General features: G+C 63.7%; 14 protein-coding genes and 2 pseudogenes. 4 read left to right on the top strand and 12 right to left on the bottom strand.

Annotated elements, in window-relative coordinates; genetic code table 11:
* Window positions 1–24: 24 nt before the first annotated feature.
* From AC3RXZ_RS14915 to AC3RXZ_RS14900, 4 genes are all read right to left on the bottom strand, one after another.
* On the bottom strand, window positions 25–1,506 hold the full coding sequence (locus AC3RXZ_RS14915; protein WP_491494542.1) for a GH1 family beta-glucosidase: 1,482 nt from the start codon (window positions 1,504–1,506) through the stop codon (window positions 25–27).
* A gap of 106 nt (window positions 1,507–1,612) precedes the next feature.
* Complete coding sequence (locus AC3RXZ_RS14910; protein WP_491494541.1) at window positions 1,613–2,521, bottom strand: carbohydrate ABC transporter permease; 909 nt, start codon at window positions 2,519–2,521, stop codon at window positions 1,613–1,615.
* Window positions 2,518–3,453, bottom strand: a complete 936-nt coding sequence (locus tag AC3RXZ_RS14905) for a carbohydrate ABC transporter permease (protein WP_491494540.1) — start codon at window positions 3,451–3,453, stop codon at window positions 2,518–2,520. Before AC3RXZ_RS14905 ends, AC3RXZ_RS14910 begins: the two co-directional genes overlap by 4 nt.
* Before the next feature lie 4 nt (window positions 3,454–3,457).
* The gene (locus tag AC3RXZ_RS14900; protein ID WP_491494539.1) at window positions 3,458–4,795 is read right to left on the bottom strand and encodes an ABC transporter substrate-binding protein; all 1,338 of its coding nucleotides are present in this window, start codon (window positions 4,793–4,795) and stop codon (window positions 3,458–3,460) included.
* A 157-nt stretch (window positions 4,796–4,952) separates the two neighbouring features.
* On the opposite strand from AC3RXZ_RS14900, the gene AC3RXZ_RS14895 reads away from it, so the two are divergent.
* From AC3RXZ_RS14895 to AC3RXZ_RS14885, 3 genes are all read left to right on the top strand, one after another.
* The gene (locus tag AC3RXZ_RS14895) at window positions 4,953–5,597 is read left to right on the top strand and encodes a TetR/AcrR family transcriptional regulator (protein ID WP_491494538.1); all 645 of its coding nucleotides are present in this window, start codon (window positions 4,953–4,955) and stop codon (window positions 5,595–5,597) included.
* Window positions 5,598–5,699: 102 nt separating this feature from the next.
* Entirely contained in the window at window positions 5,700–6,005 is a 306-nt protein-coding gene (locus AC3RXZ_RS14890) for an aldo/keto reductase (protein WP_491494537.1), read from the top strand.
* A 57-nt stretch (window positions 6,006–6,062) separates the two neighbouring features.
* Complete coding sequence (locus tag AC3RXZ_RS14885; RefSeq protein ID WP_491494536.1) at window positions 6,063–6,521, top strand: aldo-keto reductase family protein; 459 nt, start codon at window positions 6,063–6,065, stop codon at window positions 6,519–6,521.
* Window positions 6,522–6,760: 239 nt separating this feature from the next.
* Here AC3RXZ_RS14885 and AC3RXZ_RS14880 read toward each other — a convergent pair.
* Together AC3RXZ_RS14880 and AC3RXZ_RS14875 are read right to left on the bottom strand one after the other, a co-directional pair.
* Window positions 6,761–7,507: pseudogene (locus AC3RXZ_RS14880) on the bottom strand (SDR family NAD(P)-dependent oxidoreductase).
* A 24-nt stretch (window positions 7,508–7,531) separates the two neighbouring features.
* Window positions 7,532–7,834 (bottom strand): annotated as a pseudogene (locus tag AC3RXZ_RS14875) (transposase); the annotation flags it as partial.
* Between the two features lie 120 nt (window positions 7,835–7,954).
* Here AC3RXZ_RS14875 and AC3RXZ_RS14870 point away from each other — a divergent pair.
* Window positions 7,955–9,187 (top strand): integrase core domain-containing protein, encoded by a 1,233-nt coding sequence (locus AC3RXZ_RS14870; RefSeq protein ID WP_491494535.1) that lies wholly within the window; start codon window positions 7,955–7,957, stop codon window positions 9,185–9,187.
* A gap of 576 nt (window positions 9,188–9,763) precedes the next feature.
* On the opposite strand, the gene AC3RXZ_RS14865 is transcribed toward AC3RXZ_RS14870, so the two are convergent.
* The 6 genes from AC3RXZ_RS14865 to AC3RXZ_RS14840 form a co-directional block, all read right to left on the bottom strand.
* Window positions 9,764–10,651: an alpha/beta hydrolase gene (locus AC3RXZ_RS14865; RefSeq protein WP_491494534.1), complete on the bottom strand. Its 888-nt coding sequence runs from the start codon at window positions 10,649–10,651 to the stop codon at window positions 9,764–9,766.
* 55 nt (window positions 10,652–10,706) lie between these two features.
* Entirely contained in the window at window positions 10,707–11,528 is an 822-nt protein-coding gene (locus AC3RXZ_RS14860; protein ID WP_491494533.1) for a carbohydrate ABC transporter permease, read from the bottom strand.
* A gap of 1 nt (window position 11,529) precedes the next feature.
* Window positions 11,530–12,456, bottom strand: a complete 927-nt coding sequence (locus tag AC3RXZ_RS14855) for a carbohydrate ABC transporter permease (protein WP_498265595.1) — start codon at window positions 12,454–12,456, stop codon at window positions 11,530–11,532.
* A gap of 88 nt (window positions 12,457–12,544) precedes the next feature.
* Window positions 12,545–13,669: an ABC transporter substrate-binding protein gene (locus tag AC3RXZ_RS14850; RefSeq protein ID WP_498265594.1), complete on the bottom strand. Its 1,125-nt coding sequence runs from the start codon at window positions 13,667–13,669 to the stop codon at window positions 12,545–12,547.
* A 516-nt stretch (window positions 13,670–14,185) separates the two neighbouring features.
* Window positions 14,186–14,812, bottom strand: a complete 627-nt coding sequence (locus AC3RXZ_RS14845) for a MarR family winged helix-turn-helix transcriptional regulator (RefSeq protein ID WP_491494530.1) — start codon at window positions 14,810–14,812, stop codon at window positions 14,186–14,188.
* 178 nt (window positions 14,813–14,990) lie between these two features.
* Complete coding sequence (locus AC3RXZ_RS14840) at window positions 14,991–17,528, bottom strand: alpha-L-rhamnosidase (RefSeq protein WP_491494529.1); 2,538 nt, start codon at window positions 17,526–17,528, stop codon at window positions 14,991–14,993.
* Between the last annotated feature and the right edge of the window lies 1 nt (window position 17,529).

The raw sequence follows: 17,529 nt of genomic DNA, 5'->3' as shown, positions 1-17,529 counted from the left end.
GCCGATGTCACAACTGTTCGTCCCTCAGCGGTCCGCAGACGTTGTTGCCAGCTGAGCGTTGAGCTCCGGGGAGCCGGACGACGACAGCACGGGCACCGTGCGCGTCGAGCAGAGCATGGTGAGCCAATGAGCGCTCAGCTTCGGAGTGCGTTCGAGCGTCTCGTAGTCCACGTGGATGATGCCGAAACGTGGGCCGTATCCGGCCGCCCACTCAAAATTGTCGAGCAGAGACCACACCAAGTAACCCACGACATTCGCGCCTCGCGACAGGGCGCGATGCGTGGCGGCAGCATGGTCGGCGAGGTAGCTGGTGCGGTCCAGGTCGAGGACTGTGCGAGTGCCGTCGACAAGGATCACCTCGTCGGGGAAGGCGGTTCCGTTTTCCATCACCATGATTGGTAGGTCGGGGAACTGCTCGGACAGCGCCACCAGGTGCTCTTCCAGTCCCTGTGGTTCGATACCCCAGTCCATTCCGGTTCGTGCGAGATCGCCTCGGCGTACAAACTCGACCTGCTCCGACCCTGGGAATGCCGTGCCGCCAGCAGTCTCGCTCCCGGGCACGAATCCCGGCGCCTGACGGATATGCATGACTTCGTAGTAGTTCACACCGAGGAGGTCCAGTGGCTGGTGCGCGACCTCGAGATCGCCAGCTTCAACGAACGCCCAGTCCGTGAACATGCGCGTGTCCTCGAGAAGGTCGGCGTCATACTCACCGCGGAGCATCGGTCCGGTGAAGACGCGATTCGCGACCGCGTCGAAACGTCGGGCAGCGTCCTCGTCATCCGGCGACTGAGCCTGGACCCGGAAGATGTTCAGTGCGACGGACACCTGAGCACCCGGACGGGTGATGGTTCGCCGCAGGGCTTGCACCGCCAGACCATGGGAGAGGTTGAGATGATGCGCAGCCTTCAGCGCGTCCTCGTGACTGGTGCCTCCTGGCGCGAATGCGCCACTCCCGTAACCAGAGAAAGAGTTGTTCCACGGCTCATTGTGCGTGCTCCAGATCGCAACCCGATCTCCGAACGCCGCGCCGACCACCTCGGCGTACTTCTCGAACGCGTACGCCGTTTCCCGACCACGCCATCCGCCGTACTTGTCCTCCAGCGCCTGCGGAAGGTCCCAGTGGTTCAGCGTGACCACCGGGTCAATGCCGCGGCTGAGGAGGCCGTCGATAAGGGTGGAGTAGAACTCAATACCTGCCGGATTGACGTCCCCCTCCCCCAGCGGCATGACGCGCGACCAGGAGATGGAGAACCGATACGCGTCGAGGCCGAGGGCTTCCATGAGTCCTAGGTCTTCGGGCACGCGATGATAATGGTCGGCTGCCACGTCACCGGTGGCGCCGCCCGCCGTCTTCCCTGGGGTGTGACTGAATGTGTCCCAGATAGATGCCGCACGACCACCCTCTGTGGCGCCGCCTTCGATCTGGTACGCCGCGGTTGCCGCTCCCAGAGTGAAGGTGGGCGGGAACGTGAGGGTCCCGTTTCGGATCAGGTGGTCATGCATGAAGACAGTTCCTGTCGGTTGTGTGGCGAGTCCGAAGACCCCGCTGGTGACGGGTGCTCGGGAGTGGTGCCCGGCCGGGCCGTCGACGGCCCGTCCGGGAGATGGATCAGCCTTTGATCCCGGAGGAGACGTTCGACTGGACGAAGTACCGCTGGGCGAAGAAGAAGATCAGCAGCACGGGGATGATGTACATCACGGCGGCCGCCGCCTGAATCGTCGGAATCACGTTGCCGTTGGGGTCCTGATACCAGGCCGTGATGGCCACAGCGAGCGTCGTTCGGTCCAAGTCGAGCAACAGAGCCGGGGCGATGTAGTCACCCCAGGTCCACGTGAACGACAGCAGGAACGAGGTGATGAGGATAGGCCGTGACAGCGGAAGGAAGATGGTCGCAAAGATCCGGAACCATCCCGCACCGTCGATGATGGCTGCGTCTTCCAGCTCCTTAGGCAGCGAGGAGAAGAACTGACGGAAGAGGAAAACCATGTACGGCGAGGCAGCCAGACCCCACAGGACCCACGGCCAGTAGGTGTTCAGCAGTCCGATACGCGCGAACATCACGTACGTCGGGAGAAGGGTGAGAATCTGCGGAATCATCATCGTCGCGAGAACGACCAGGAACAAGGCCTTCTTACCGGGAGCGCGGAGACGGGCGAACCCGAACCCGACGGCGGCGCTGGACAGAGTGATGAGGACTGAGTAGGTCGTCGCTACGAAGAGCGAGTTCCCCGCGTATCCGATGAAGTTCATATCGGTAAGCGCGGAGACGAAGTTATTCCACTGCGCCTCCTCAGGAAGGATGGAAATGGGCAGCGAGGCCCACTCGGCAGGCGTCTTCAGCGCGGCAAGGACGAGCCAGATGAACGGGCCGACGAAGAAGGCAGTAAGCGCGAGGATGAGGATGTACGTCCATGCCGTCGGTCGCTTCTTGGCGTTCGTGAGAACGTTGCGCCGACGAGGTGCGCGGCGAGCAGCCGGTGCGACCATCGCTCGCGTGGAGGTGTCTTCCAGGGTCATCGCTTTGCTCCTTCGCTTTCGGCTTCAGTGTCGACTTCGTAATAGACCCAGGACCTGCTGGAGCGCAGCAGGACGAGGGTAAGCCCGAGGATGATGATGAAGAAGATCCAAAGCATCGCCGAGCCGTAACCAAACCGGTTGCTGAGGAAGAACTCTTGATAGACCTGCACCATGTAGAGCTTGGTGCTGTCGGGAACGCCGTTTGCGGCGGAAATCCCGGAGGAGTTCGTCAGCAGCAACGGCTGGACAAACACCTGCAGCGCGGTGATGACACCAGTGACAAGCTGGAAGAACAGGATGGGCGAGATCATCGGGATCGTCACGTGACGAAAGACCGTCCACCGCCCAGCGCCATCGACGATGGCTGCTTCCTCGAGCTCAGCGGGAACACCCTGGAGCGCAGCGAGCATGATGATCATGCCGCCTCCCAATCCCCACAGCATGAGGATGATGAGCGAGCAGAACACCATCGGGTCGATGAGCCACGCGATGCGGTCAATCCCAACCGTCCCGAGGATGGCGTTGAGGATACCGGCGTCCTTATTAAGGACGAGCTTCCACATGATGGCCATAGCCACCACCGGCACAACCGAGGGCAGGAAGAAGACGGTGCGCCACAGACCCACCGCTCTCAGCCGACGGTTGATGAGGACGGCCAGACCCAGGGATCCGCCGACGGTGAGCGGCACAACGAGGGCTGCGAAACCCAGCGTCCTCAGAAGTGCCGCCCACACGTCGCTGTCGGAGAACAGCTCGATGTAGTTCGCGATCCCCACCCACTTGAAACGGGGCGAGCTTCCATCGAAGTTGGTCAGGCTCACAACGAACCCGTACACCATGGGCGCCGCAGTCAGCAGCAGAAAACCAATCGCCCACGGTGCGACGAACGCGTAGAACGTCCGTTTCGGGTACCGGGTCCACTTGCGAGCCATCAAATTACTCCTTGATCTGGTCGATGCCCTTGGCGAGCGCGTCGTTCAACTCATCGGTCAGCTGCGAGCCAGCCTCCTCGACACTGAGATCGCCCTTGATGGCAAGCTGCAGGTACTTGTCGATGGTGTCCTGCAGCAGCCCCGCCGAGATGTAGGGCGAGTCGGGCAGCGGCACGGTGTTGTCGAGCTGCGACTGCACGACCGTGTACGCCTGCTGCTGGAACGGCTGTTCCTGCGGCAGCTTGTCCGACAGGGACTTCAGCGACGGGAGGCCCCATCCGCTGGAGGCACGCGCCTCGGCAGGCTCACCCGCCATGAAGTACTCCATGAACTTCCAGGCGGCGTCCTTGTCCTTCGCCTGCTCGGGAATCCACAGTCCCGCGCCGCCGAAGCTCATCGCTGCGGGGGTGTCACCCATGGTGGGTGCAGGCGCGAAGCGCACCGTCTTCAGTGCGTCGTCGCCGGCGAAGTTGCCTCCGAACCAGTAGCCGTCCTGGCTGATTGCCATGCGCTCGGCGGCGAAGGTCGAGTAGTCCGAACCGTCCGGGAGCGGGTTGAGGGACGTCGGGCCGACGCCGGACTGTCCGTAGTCGACGAACCACTGGAGGGCCTTCTGAGCGGCGTCCGAGGTGAAGTCGATCTCGGACAGGTCGTCGTTGAACAGACTCTCACCCTGCTGTTCGACCATCGCAGCGAGAGGACCGTAGAGGCTCCACTGCCACTCCATGCCCAGGCCGTACACGGTGGTCGTGCCGCCCTCGAACTTCGAGAGCTTCTTCGAGATGTCGAGAAGTTCGTCGTACGTGATCGGTTCCGTGTCGCTGAGGTAAGGGACGCCGGCAGCATCGAACAGCGCCGTGTTGTACCAGAGCGCGTTGTCCTGGCTCCAGTCCTTCACGATGCCGTAGATCGGGCCCTCACCACTCTTGGAGCCATCCCAGCGGAATGCGTCGTTCACCGGCTGGAGGTCATCCTCCTTCAGCACCTCACTCTTTTCGAGGTACGGCGTGAGGTCGGTGGCCAGACCACGGGCGTTGAAGTTCGCGCTACCGACCGCGTTTCCGAACGCAATGTCCGGCGTGTTTCCGGACGTGAGCATCGTGTTCAGGCGCGTGAGGTCGTACAGAACGATCTTGATCTTGATGCCCGGGTTGTCCTTCTCGAACGCTGCGATCTGCTCCTCCGACAGATCCTGCGCTCCGACCATGACGTCGAGTGTGGTGTCTCCGGAACTGCTCCCTCCGGCGCCTCCACCGGTGCACCCGGCGAGCAGAGCCGAAGCGGCTACGAAAGAGCCGAGAACGACGACCCCTCGCCGTACGCGGGACGTGCGTGTAGTCATGTCAACCTCCTTGTGAACATGGCAAGCCCGGACGCGGGCCACCCTTGGTGAAGTCACCATACATCGAATTCGGAACAATTGCTACATTTTCGTTTCGACGCGCGAGCCGGGGCGCGCTGGCGTGACGTGAGTGAAGGAAGTCGGTAGGGTCAGGTTCATGACTGGACCGAAATCCGCTGGCACCCGCGGACCGTACGCCAAGTCCGCTCAGCGCTCCAACGACATCCTGGATGCAGCGACGACGGTGTTCGGCACGCACGGTTACCACGGCGGTTCATTGCGAGACATCGCCCGCCAACTGGATGTAGCCCTGACCAGCGTGGTCCATCACTTCGGCACGAAGTACGAGCTTCTTGAGGCGGTCTTGGAGAGGTCCGACGGGACAACTTCAGGCAACGAGGCCTTCGATTTCAACGCCGCGTGCGTCGAGCGCGGCATCGTTCCTGCAACGCTCGAACGAGTGCGTTCCAGCGTCGAACGACCGGAGCTGCTGAGGTTGTTCGCGATCCTGGCGGCCGAATCGTCAGCGCCAACCCACCCCGCGCACGACTGGTTCGTCAACCGCTATGAACGCAAGTCACAGGAACTTGCGGCCGCTTTCGCATACGACCAGAAGCAGGGACGTATCGCCCCCGAGCGCGACGCGAACTTGCTGGGCCGGCTCCTCATCGCAACATGGGACGGCGTGCAGCTCCAGTGGCTCATCGACCCATCCGCGGACATGAGCGCCGCTATGGTCTTGTTCTTCGAGTCGGTCGTCCCCGAGGCGCTGACGGAGATGGACACTTCAGCCCGTTCATGACGACCTCCTCTCTTCGGGACCCTGCCGTCGATGTGTGACCACTGTTCGGTTTTTGCCGGGGGGGGTGACCGCACACCCATCCACGGAACGAAAGAGTCACCGGTGACCGCCGAAGCCCGTCTGAGGATCCCTTCTTCCCTCACCCTGGGGCTGTCGAATCTCGGGCGAAACACGACCGTAGGCTCCGTCGAGGAACGCGGCGCCATCGACTTCGCAGAGCTCGCGCTCGCCTCCGGCCACGCATACGTAGACACGTCGAACAACTACGCCGGCGGCCGGTCTGAGGCAGTCCTCGGTGCTGCAGCAAATCGACTGGGGCCCACCCGCTCTGCAGACATCATCACTAGGGTCGATGTCGATTCCGTCAGGGCGATTCGACCGGGACAGTGTGATGCGCTCATTCGATGAGAGTCGCGCGCGGCTCGGGATCGAAACGGTCCCCTTCTTAACCTCCATGATCCTGACATGCTCACGATGTCAGATGCCCTGGGGCCCGGAGGGGCCGTCGAAAGTCTTGTTGAACTTCGCGACTCCGGCGCAGTGGGCGCCATCGGTGTCGCCGGCGGTCCTATCCCGATGACGAGCGCTTACGTGTCGAGCGGCGTGTTCGATGCGGTGCTCTGTCACAACCGATTCACCCTCGTTGACCAGAGTGCGACGGCACTGTTCGAGGACGCTCGCCGCCGCGGCATGATTGCCTTCAGCGCCGCACCGTTCGGCGCAGGCCTCCTTGCCGCCGGTCCGCGGCAGGGCGCGAGATACGCATACCCACCTGCCTCCGCCGAGCTCCTGACCTTGCCTCGTGCCGTCGAGTTCTGTGCAAGAAGAAAGGCCGCTCGCTTTCCGCAGTCGCCCTCGCCTTCTCGCTCCAGTCGTGCCTCATCGACTCGACCGCCGTCGGCACCTCCTCGCCTCAGTGCCTGAATGAGCTAGAGGAGCTACAGCGTCATGCGGTTCCGTCGAGGCTGTGGGCGAAGATCGAACAGTTAGGGACGGCACCGACGCTCATCATTAACCCGCCAGCTCGCTGACGCCTTGTAGCCCTGCGCTTCCCGAAAGCGTCATCGGCGCGGGGTGCAAAATTGCACGCACCCATCTCCGCAAGGCACATCCCGCACCATCCGCCTCTCTCCGGCATCTCGCTGAGCAGCCCAACCCTTGCACTACATGTGGGCACCACCGTCGATGCGGATCTCAGTGCCGGTGATGAAGGCACCGTCGTCAGAGATGAGCATCGCGATGACGCCTGCGACGTCCTCCGGAGTTCCCTGGCGCCCGTCATTGAGTTGCGCCTGAAGGTTGCCGAACAGGGTCCAGTCCGTGTCCGCCGGGAGGTTCTGCGCGGTGGTGCTCGTGATGCCGCTCTGGATCCCGCCCGGAACGACGTTGATGGCCCGTAGCCCCTGCTTGGCGTACTCGAGCGCGATGGAGTGCGTGAACGATGCAATCGCGCCCTTGGTCGCAGAGTAGGCAGCCATGTACGGGTGTGCGAAGAACGCCGACGTGGAGGCGAAGTTGATGATGACGCCCGGACGATCCGCAAGCAGATGCGGCAGGCTCTCGCGGACCATGAGGAACGTCCCAGTGAGGTTGACCTGAAGCAGGCGATTCCAGCGGGCCAACGTCACCTCGTGAGTGTGGTCGCCGTAGAGGATCCCCGCGGCGTTGACCAGGCCGTCCAGCCCGCCGAGACGTGCGCTCACATCAGCGACAGCCTCCTTCACGGATTCCTCGTCGGAGATGTCTACCTGGCGCGTGATGAGGCGGTCGCGGCTGTCGGCCGGGACGCTGTCCCGCAGCTACTCGAGGTCTTCGCCCCGGAGGTCGAGCGCGGCGACAGCTGCACCTTCGCTCAGCAGGCGCAGAGCCGTGCCCCTGCCGATACCGGACGCCGCGCCGGTGACGATCATCGACGAACCGGATCATCTCGGTCAGGGCCGGTCGAGCTCCTTCGCGAAAAACACGCTCGCGGCCTTGAGGATCTCGTTCGCTTTCCGCAACTCGGCGTTCTCCTTCTCGAGTTGCTTGATCCGCTGAGCGGCGTCGGTCGTGAGCCCGGGCTTGGTGCCGGCGTCGACCTCGTAGCGGCGCTGCCAGAGACGCAGCGTCTCGGGGCTCATCCCGAGCAGCCCGGCGACATGTCGGACCGCGCTCATCATGTTCGGGTGCTCCGGCCGCGCCTCAGCGAGCATCCGCAACGCACGCTCACGCATCTCCGGTGAGTACTTCCTGTTCATCGTGTTCCATCCTTGCTTGAAGATGTCATCTCGCAGGACATCGGTGACGGTTCTGCATCAGGACATCGGTGACGATTCCGGTGTTGTTCGTGGTGACACTTCAGCCGCTCGTATGTAGGTGTGAGCAGAAATGAACCCGTTGACCCTCGTGTCCGCCTGACGATCTCTCAGTGGCCCGACGACGCGCCGCGTGGAGCGGTGACGACGTTCTGCGCCGAGCATGGCATCTCCCGGAAGACGTTCTACCTGTTGCGTGCGCGAGCAGCCGTCGACGGCCCAGCGGCGGTGCTTGAGCCGAAGTCACGTCGCCCGCGCACCTCGCCGACACGACTGAGCGACACCGTCACGGCTCAGGCGTTGCAGGTGCGGGCGTCGTTGGAGCAGTCAGGATTGGATCACGGGCCGATTAGCGTGCACGCGAAGATGACCGCGATGGGCCTGTCTGCACCATCGACGGCATCGCTCGCGCGCGTGTTCCGGGACGCAGGCGTCGCCCGCGCGGACCCGAAGAAGAGACCGCGGGCGTCATATCGCCGATTCGTATATCCCGCACCGAACGCATGTTGGCAGCTCGACGCAACCGAGTACGTCCTCACCGGGGGTCGCAAGTGCGTGATCTCCCAACTCATCGACGACCATTCCCGCCTCGCGGTCGCGTCCCACGTCTCTGCGGGCGAGACCTCCGACGCTGCCGTTCACGTCGTCGCGAAAGGCATCGCCGCGCACGGCGTCCCGCAACGACTCCTCACGGACAACGGTGTCGCGTTGAACCCATCCCGGCGAGGGATCGTCGGGCAACTCGTCGACTACGTCACCCGCCTCGGAGTAAAGCCGATCACCGGCAAGCCATACAAACCAACCACTCAGGGCAAGAACGAGCGCTTTCACCAGACGCTGTTCCGATACCTCGACAAGCAGCCGATCGCTTCCACACTCACTGAACTCCAGGCGCAGGTTGACGCGTTCGACCGGATCTACAACACCGAACGCCCGCACCAGGGACTGCCCGGGCACCTCACACCTCAGCAGGCCTGGGACGCGACACCGGCGGCTGAACCGCCCCGCCCTCTCACACCGGCAGCCCCGACTTCCTCGCCGGTCGCGGCAGTCGGCGCGTTCCTCCCGGACAACACACGACGAGTAACCGTCAGCGGCGGGATCAAGGTCAAGGGCGTGAAGTTCCAGATCGGCAGCCACCTCGCCGGCACCCTCGTCACCATCGTCCGCGACGAGGCCACCATCGGGTTCTACGACATCAGGACCGGAGAACTCCTGATCGAGCACCCCTGGCCCGCACCCGGCACCCGCTACGTCAGCAACGGCCACCCACGAGGCCCCCGAAAGAGACCATGACCTCGACCGTCACCGAAGTCCTGACACGCCGAGCGTTACCGATGTCCTGATCCACTTCTGTTACCGAAGTCCTGAGACATCACAATCCTTGCTTGAAGAACGGAACGAAAGTCAGGCCAATTCAGTAGCCATGCCGCGACTTCCTGTCGTCGAGCTATCAAAGCCCTCGCTGACGCCCTGTATCCTCCCGGCGGCCCGGTTACCGGGGAAGACGGAGTGGTCCGGTCGATGGATGACGACCACTACCGAAACCGTCTCACGGCCTGGATCCTTGAGCGCAGAGGCCGCTCCACTCACGCAGACCTCTTGGCCTCGAACCTCGTATCGCTGGGCACGCGCCTGAAGTCACTCGACGATCTCGCCAGCAAAGGCGTACATGCCGATCTTTCCCGTGCGGAGGTCGAGTCGTGCGTCTCCTGGGTGTATATGCTGGCCGCCGACCTACTTCGAGTGGACGTGCAAACGTCCTCGTAGCGCGACCGGTGACGGTCGACCCCGGACTTTCGGCTGGCAGCCTTGGCGGGAGTCTGCGAGGGGCGCAGACTCCCGCCAAGACCTAGTCTCCGATGAGGTCGCCTACTGCTGAGCCTGCTCTTCGGTGTCCTGCAGCCAGCGGCGGATCCTCGCGATGCTTCGATCTGCACCGACGTTGTCAGGACCGTTGATGTGGCCGTGGACTGTCCCGCGTTCGTTGACCACCTGGACGTCCACCCCCGCGGCTGCGAGCTCGGAGGCGAATGCTTCACCCGAGGCGCGCAATCCGTCGCTGTCACTGTTGAGGACGAACGTCGAGGGAAGTCCCTCGAGATCGTGGCCGCCAGCGAACGCGTAGGGGTTGCGCAGCGCCTCCGCGTCCCCACCGACATAGTGAATGTTGAGACCCGCAACTTCCAGGGGGCCCGACTGAGATGCTTCGGGCAGCTGGGCGACCTTGGCCGCCAGTTCCGGGCGGAAGGGGGGAAGCTCGGCGTGAAGCAGCGGGTACGCGAGCAGAAGGCCCACCGGGGACGGGCCCTTCTCGTCGCGGAGCCGCATGGCAACGCCTGCCGCCAGATTTCCCCCGGCGCTCGCTCCCCCGACTGCCCATTCGCTGGTTGCGCCGGCCAGATCGGTGGCTACGAGCGCCTGGAAGAGAGCAGTCAACTCCTCCGAAGCGACCGGGAAGTGGTGACCGGGACGAGGCGGAACATGTGCCGCGAGCGCTTCGGGTATCGGCGCAAGACGGTAGTCCGCCGCGACCACGACTCGCTCTCCGTTAGCGAGCTGTTGCGCGACCCAGTGGCTTTCGAGCATGTCCAGGCCGCCGAACATGAAGGCGCCGCCATGCAGCCACAGCAGCCCGGAGCGGGGTTCGGTGCCTGCCACCTTGTAGATGCGGATGGGTACCGGACCGTGGGGGCCGTCGAAGATCGCGTCGACGATCTGCAGATCGGTCGAGGGGGAGGTTGCTGTCGATTCAGTCATGCGGTGAGCTCCTAGTTGGGGTGGTGGTCGATGCGGGGATTGGCTAGCTGATGGGTCAGCCTTTCAGCCCGCCCGCGAAGCCTTGGACGATGTACTTCTGCATGAAGAAGTACGCGATGAGGATGGGAAGCACGCTGATGATGATGCCGGCGAAGATCAGGTTCCACTCTGAGCCGTACTGTCCGACGAAACCGTAGATCGCGACGGTCATCGTCTGCTGATCCGTGCCCGAGAGATAGAGCAGTGGAATCAGGAAGTCGTTCCAGGTGCCGACGGCGGTGAGGATCGCGATGGTGCCGGTGATGGGCCGCACCAGTGGGAACATGACCTGCCAGAACGTCTGGAACGCGTGCGCTCCGTCTATGGCTGCGGCTTCCTCGTACTCTGAGGGAAGAGCTCGCATGAACCCCGCGTAGAGGAAGATCGCGAAAGGCATCCCTCCCCCGACGTACACGATGATGACGCCAGGAAGCGTGCCCAGGAGCCCGATGTCACGGATGCTCTGGTACAGGGGCAACAAGGCGAGCTGCACCGGCAGCAGGAGCCCGGCGAGGAAGCCGACGAATGTCCACCTGGACCATCGAGATCCCAGTCTGGACAGCGGATACGCCGCAGCGGATGCCAGGACGATAGTTAGGACCACGACGCTGACGGTGACGATGACGCTGTTGAGGAGTGCTTCGCCGAACCCGCCCTGCTGCCACGCGGCGGTGAAGTTATCGAAGGTCGGCTGGAGGACGGGAGAGAGTGCTGTGCTCTGGTCTCCAGGGGCTTTGAGCGCGAGGTTGACGAGCATGTAGACGGGGAACAGGAAGATGAGTCCGACGAGGATCATGATGACCTCGAGGATCCCCGTTCGCCAGGTGTACCGGTACATGTCAACGCTCCTGACGGGTGAGCAGGCGGTACTGGATGATCGCGGCGACCGCGACGAAGACGCTGAGGACGAGAGCTAGCGCAGCTCCGTATCCGAACCGTCCGAGGTTGAAGGCGTTGGTGTAGATCAGGGTGGAGATCGTGGCGGTCGCTCCGCCGGGCCCTCCGCCGGTCATGGCCAGCACCTGGTCGAACAGTTTGAGGCCGGAGATGAGCGACAGCATGACGTTGATCGTGATCGCCGGGGTGAGAAGCGGGCGCACCACCGACCAGAATCGTCGGATCGGGCCCGCCCCGTCGATGGCGGCGGCTTCGAGGATCTCCTGTGGGATCCCTTGCAGCCCGGCAAGGAAGATGACCATCGAGTAACCGACGAACTGCCAGAAGACCACCAGGATCACCGACCAGAGGGCCGTGTCCGGGTTGCCGAGCCAGTTCTGCTGCAGAGCGCCGAGCCCGACAGCTTCGAGTGCTTGGTTGAGGGCACCGTTGGGTGCGAGCAGGTTCTTCCAAAGGAAGCCGACCGCGATGGAGGTGATGACGACTGGCGCGAAGATGACCACGCGAAGAATGTTGCGTGACTTGATTCGCGAGTTTAGGCCGAGAGCGATGAGCAGCCCAACGACATTCTGGATCACCGTCACCGCCACCGCGATAATCGCGGTGTTGGCGATGGCTGTCGCTCCCGCGGGATCCGCCCAAATACGGGCAAACTGGTCCATCCCGACCCACTGCGGATTCGGTGTGATGCCGTCCCAGTCGGTGAACGCGTAGAGGCTTCCTCGGACGCTCGGGTAGACGACGACGAACAGGTAGAGCGCCGCGGCGGGCAGAACGAACCACCAGACGCTGTGCGCGAAGCCGCGGTAACGTCGCCGGCGACGTGCGGGGGAGGCTGCGTCCACGCTTGCAGCTGTGGCAATTGCCATAAGATTTCGATTCCTCAACTAAGTAGAAAGAGAGTCACCTCGGGGTGCGACAGATCCGTCGCACCCCGAGAGGACTAGATGGTGCGCGTCAGCCGTTGAATGCGGCGTCCATGCGGGCAAGGGCGTCGTCGGCCGAGAGCTGTCCCGTGAGAAAGCCCTGGACCCCATCGCCGTACGCCTGGCCGACGGCAGCGTTCGGCCACGTCGCGTCGAAGAGCGGTGCCGCGCTGTCGCTGTAGGCGAGGTCGGCGATACCGGTCAGCGCTTCAGGTGCGGTATACCCCTCGACAGGCATGCTCGGGTAGATCGATCCGCTCTCGAGGGCGATGTTCAGACCCGCCTCGGACATGTAGAAGTCGACGAACTTCTTGGCGAGTTCCAGATTCTTCGACTTGGCATTGACCGCGTAACCCGCGCCGAATCCGACGGGCAGCTTCGTGTCCTCGGGGTCGTTCGTGGCAGGAAACGGCGCGGTCTCGAAGGTGGCCCCCTCGGGGGCGAGCGTTGCGATGTTGGCGATAGCCGGCGTGACATCGACGATGCCAATCGCCTCGCCCTTCGCAACCTGCCCCTGAGCGATATCGAGGCTGACGCCGGTCGCGTCAGCGGTAAAGCAGTCCGCGTCCACCATCTCGCCGAGCTTGTCGAAGACGAGCGACCAGTCGCTGTCGCTGAAGGTGGCGTCGCCGTCGATCTGCTGCTCGGTGAAATCGGGGTCCTCTCCGTAGACGAGAGTGGATGCCAGCGCCATCGTCAAGCTCGTGTAGTTGCCACCGGCCAGGGCCGCCAGCGCGTACGCGACCTTGCCCTCCGCCTTCGCAGCGCTGCACAGGTCGAGAACCTCGTCGAAGGTCGTCGGCGCGGCCGCGCCGAGAGCTTCGAGAGCCTGCGAGTTGTAGATGGCAGGCACCATGGTCAGCGCGTTGGAGCCGAAGAGAACCTCGTCGTCGGCCCCCAAGGCTGCCCTGGTCGGACCGGTGAAAGAGTCCGCCCAAGACGAGTCCGAGAAGTCGGCGACGTAGTTTCCCTTCGCCAGCGTTTGAACGCCGAGTGCGTTTCCTCGGCCCGAGAAGGCGACAACGATGTCCGAAGCGGTTCCAGACGACAGCTCGGTGCTGATCTGGGTGAGGATGTTCGGCCAGGGCAGCCCGGTGTACTCGATGGTCACACCCGGATTGTCCTTCTCGAACTGCTCGATGAGGGCCGCGGCCATCGGGTCATCTGCCCACGCTGACATGGTGAGGACAGTCTCGCCACCCGCCGAATCGCTCTGCCCTCCGGCAGAGCATCCAGTCAGCGTCAGCGCAGCGGCCGCCACAAGTGCGAAGGATCGGGTCATTGATTCCTGCATGGAACTCTCCGTTGGGTTCATGGGTATGCGTCGATGGAGCCCCCGGCTCGTCGCACGAGGTTTCACTCGCCAGCGTGAGCCGCTGTAGAGGTCTTGATCGACATGGCGACAGTACATCTAGATTGTCCTCAGGACAATTGTTTTCTGATGAATCGTTACAATTTTTGTTCGCGACGCAGCTCCACCGCCGTCGAGAACAGGCACACGAGCGTGCGGGAGTACCCGTTTGCTGCCCTCCCGCAGAGGAATCTGGCAGACGCCGAGGCGTCACGAAGTCGGCGGTGGGCCGCGACCATCGCGCGCACGCAATGTCACATTCGAGCCCGCAGATCTGAGCGTGATGCGCGGCCCGCACGCCGCACGCTCACGCGCCCCGGGCTATGCGGGAACCGGGGCCTCGTCGTCTGCAGCCGCAGAGCTCCGCTGTTCGCGGAAGGCCCCCGCATCGCCGCTCTCGCGGATCACGACGCCGGCCGAACGCTCAATCACGTGGTCGAGTCGCTCATCGATATTCGAGACGAGGCGGATGACCAGTTTCTCAAGGAGCTCGAACTCTTCTGTCGTCCAGTCACTGAAGATGAGTTCGTAGCCCCCGCTGGACACCCCGACGATTCGTCGGGCGACCGCATGCCCTTCCGCTGTGAGACCAATCACGCTGTGCCGACCGTCCTCAGGGTCCGGCATGCGACCGACCAACCCCGCGTTTTCGAGTCGACGAACGATCTTGCTGATGTTCGACCGCCCGGTACCGATGGCATCGGCGAGGTCAGAAGGCCGCGAAGTCGTCCGGTAGATGAGTTGGTTCAGGATGAGGAATGCGGGCATGTCGCCCGGCAACGGGAACTCGCTCTGAGCCATGATGCTCTCTCTGAGGCCCGTCGAGTTCATGGCCGTGATCAGAGCCTGCAGCGCGAAAGAAAAATCTGCGCCCTGACCGTGCAGCACTGGCCCCGCGGGCCTCTCGACCTCGCGAAGATCGACGCTTGTGCTCGGCTTTCGGGGCATCGCCGCCTCCTCCGTTGGTGTGGTCAGCGTAAGGGCGCTAAAACACAGATTCTAGTTGGGGTCGCCACCACAAGACGACGAGCACGCCACGATGGCGCCCAACACGCGCCTCAAGTCGTCCGTGCAGGACGGAGCATGAAGCCCCGCCCTGCACGGCCCTGTAGAGCTGGTGTACGACTCAGACGGTGAGGGCCTCGCGGTCCGCGCCGGTCAGCGCGCCCTCGAGGTCTCTCGCCAGCTCTGCCGAAACTCCCGGCACGTGCTGCAGAACGCCGTTGAGCGACATCGTCGCACCTGGACCGGACGCGTCGAGGGGCAGTCCCGGGAAGTAACGCTGGAGCACCCCGGCAACGGCGAGCCAGACCTGCTCGTTCTTCGCGATCTCGCGGATCGGCGTGTCCATCGTGAGGGCGTCGGTGCGACCGTATCCGCTCGGGGCGGGATAACGCCACGAGTGATCCCCGGAGCCGACCACGTGGCGTTCGTTGTCCGGGTGCAGCGGAAGCACGACTTCAGCCTCCACACCTTCCGGGATCGAGGCGTCGAGAACGACCTCATCGTCTTCGACACGCCACGCAACCTCGAATCTTCCGCGGACCGTGTCGTGAGCGACCTTCACCGCGGTGAGCGATCCACCAGGCTCGGGGGCGATCCGGACACGCTCGTACCCGGGCGCGAGGCGCTGCAGCCCGCCGACAACCCGGTGCAGCCAGTCTGCGACCGCGCCCAATGCGTAGTGATTGAGCGAGGTCATGCCTGTCGCGTTGACCGTACCGTCAGGCAGCACGGAGTCCCACCGCTCCCAGATGGTTGTGGCATCCATCGTCACGGGGTAGAGGAAGGACGGCGACTCCTCCTCCAGCAGCAGCGCGTAGGCAGCGTCTGTGTGCCCTGTGCTGCTCAAGGCGTCAGTGACGAGAGGGGTTCCGGCGAACCCGGTCGAGATCCGGTAGCCGCGCTCCTTCACGATGGTTGCGAGTCGATCTCCGGCCTTCGCGAGCTGCTGATCGTCCAGCAGACCGAAGGTGATCGCGAGCGCATAGGCGGTGGCTGATTCATTGACGAGTCGACCAGACGCGGTGACGAACTCCTGGCGAAACGCGCTTCTGACTCGGTCCGCAGTTCGTTCGAACTCAGCGGCGTCCTCTTCGTGGCCGAGAAGCTTGGCAGTGTCCGCCATCTCTCGGGTGGTCTTGCACATGAAGGCCGTCGCCACGAGGTGCCGGTCGGTCTTTGCCGCTGCGGGGTTGTTCGCCGGAGCGTCGGGGTCGAGCCAGTCTCCGAACTGGAATCCTTCGCTCCAGAGCCCTGCGTCATCGAGAAGCGCCGTGATCTGGCGTGTCAGCGCGGTCATCGAGGGGTAGCTCTCCCTCAGGATGTCGAGGTCGCCGTACTCCTGGTAGAGAGTCCACGGAAGCCCCACTGCGACGTCACTCCACAGGGCAGTCGGCGTCGACGGCTGCGCCAGCGCATCCGGCACAACCCACGGCACGGAACCGACGTCTGCTTGCTCGGCGGCGAGGTCTCGCAGCCACGAGCGAAGAACGCCGCGCACGTCGTAGAGGTAGGCCGCGGTCGGGCCGAAGGCGTTGATGTCACCGGTCCACCCCAGCCGCTCATCGCGTTGCGGGCAGTCAGTGGGAACGCCGACGAAGTTGTCCCGCATCGACCAGACCACGTTGGAGTGCAACTGGTTGAGCAGCGGGTGCGACGTCTCGAACCACCCGGTTCGCTTCATATCGCTGTGCACGACAACGGCTGTGAGTGCCTTATCGATGTCACCGCCCGTCCAGCCGTCCACCTCCGCGTACCGGAAGCCGTGGAAGGTGAAGCGCGGCTCCCAGGTCTCCGACTCGTCTCCGCGGAGAATGTATCGGTCGGTGGCCTGAGCCGTGCGATTCGTCTCCGTCTCGAGCTCGCCGTCCGGAGTGAGGATCTCTGCGTGACGGATTGTGATCTCCTGGCCACTCTCACCGGCAACGGTCAGTCGGACCCAGCCCGAGAGGTTCTGCCCAAAGTCGATGATGGTCTTGCCTGACGGGCTGGCGAGCACGGCGACGGGGGCGATCTCTTCGATGCGGCGGATGGGCGGGCCTACCGGTGACTGGAGTGTGTCCGGGTTCCAGTCGAAGCGGGACGCTGCCGACCATTCGGAGTCGTCAAAGCCAGGGCTCGCCCAGCCCTGCGGTTCCGCTCGCGCGTCATAAGTCTCGCCGTCGTAGATGCTGTTCGCGACGACTGCGCCACTGTCTACACGGAAGTCCTCGTCACTGACGATGATGTCGCGACGGTCACCGTAATCGAGGATGAGCTCGAGGAACAGAGCGGGGCGCTCCGCGTACATTTTCCGCGCCCCCTCCCAACCAAGCCGCCCAATCGCCCACCCGTCGCCAACAATCGCGCCGACGGTGTTCTGCCCCGGCGTCAGAAGCGCGGTGACGTCGTGCGTGGAGACGATCACTCGATGCCGGTACGAGGTCCAGCCCGGAGCGAGCACCTCGTCGCCGACGCGCTCACCGTTGATGTACGGATCCACGATGCCGAGAGCCGTGATTCGAAGGTGTGCGCCGACCAGGGATTCGCCGACGGTGAAGTCTCGCCTGAAGTATGGCGCGTGGCCATCCTCACCATCGTTGTGCACGATGAATGATGCGGACGGCGCGACGCTTTCGTCCTGAGGCGACTCGTCGCGGCTCGATGGGGCGTGCAGGTTCATA

This window comes from Microbacterium cucumeris, from assembly GCF_058349845.2.
The sequence above is the reverse complement of the archived record's forward strand: the minus strand, read 5'-3'. Positions and strand labels throughout refer to the sequence as shown.

What these genes read in the sequence shown, in the direction of transcription:
- AC3RXZ_RS14900 (WP_491494539.1), bottom strand. Translation starts at nt 4,795, where the DNA reads ATGACTACACGCACGTCCCGCGTACGGCGAGGGGTCGTCGTTCTCGGC.
- AC3RXZ_RS14865 (WP_491494534.1), bottom strand. Translation starts at nt 10,651, where the DNA reads ATGACTGAATCGACAGCAACCTCCCCCTCGACCGATCTGCAGATCGTC.
- AC3RXZ_RS14910 (WP_491494541.1), bottom strand. Translation starts at nt 2,521, where the DNA reads ATGACCCTGGAAGACACCTCCACGCGAGCGATGGTCGCACCGGCTGCT.
- AC3RXZ_RS14905 (WP_491494540.1), bottom strand. Translation starts at nt 3,453, where the DNA reads ATGGCTCGCAAGTGGACCCGGTACCCGAAACGGACGTTCTACGCGTTC.
- AC3RXZ_RS14915 (WP_491494542.1), bottom strand. Translation starts at nt 1,506, where the DNA reads ATGCATGACCACCTGATCCGAAACGGGACCCTCACGTTCCCGCCCACC.
- AC3RXZ_RS14840 (WP_491494529.1), bottom strand. Translation starts at nt 17,528, where the DNA reads ATGAACCTGCACGCCCCATCGAGCCGCGACGAGTCGCCTCAGGACGAA.
- AC3RXZ_RS14855 (WP_498265595.1), bottom strand. Translation starts at nt 12,456, where the DNA reads ATGGCAATTGCCACAGCTGCAAGCGTGGACGCAGCCTCCCCCGCACGT.
- AC3RXZ_RS14845 (WP_491494530.1), bottom strand. Translation starts at nt 14,812, where the DNA reads ATGCCCCGAAAGCCGAGCACAAGCGTCGATCTTCGCGAGGTCGAGAGG.
- AC3RXZ_RS14895 (WP_491494538.1), top strand. Translation starts at nt 4,953, where the DNA reads ATGACTGGACCGAAATCCGCTGGCACCCGCGGACCGTACGCCAAGTCC.
- AC3RXZ_RS14860 (WP_491494533.1), bottom strand. Translation starts at nt 11,528, where the DNA reads ATGTACCGGTACACCTGGCGAACGGGGATCCTCGAGGTCATCATGATC.
- AC3RXZ_RS14850 (WP_498265594.1), bottom strand. Translation starts at nt 13,669, where the DNA reads ATGGCCGCGGCCCTCATCGAGCAGTTCGAGAAGGACAATCCGGGTGTG.
- AC3RXZ_RS14885 (WP_491494536.1), top strand. Translation starts at nt 6,063, where the DNA reads ATGCTCACGATGTCAGATGCCCTGGGGCCCGGAGGGGCCGTCGAAAGT.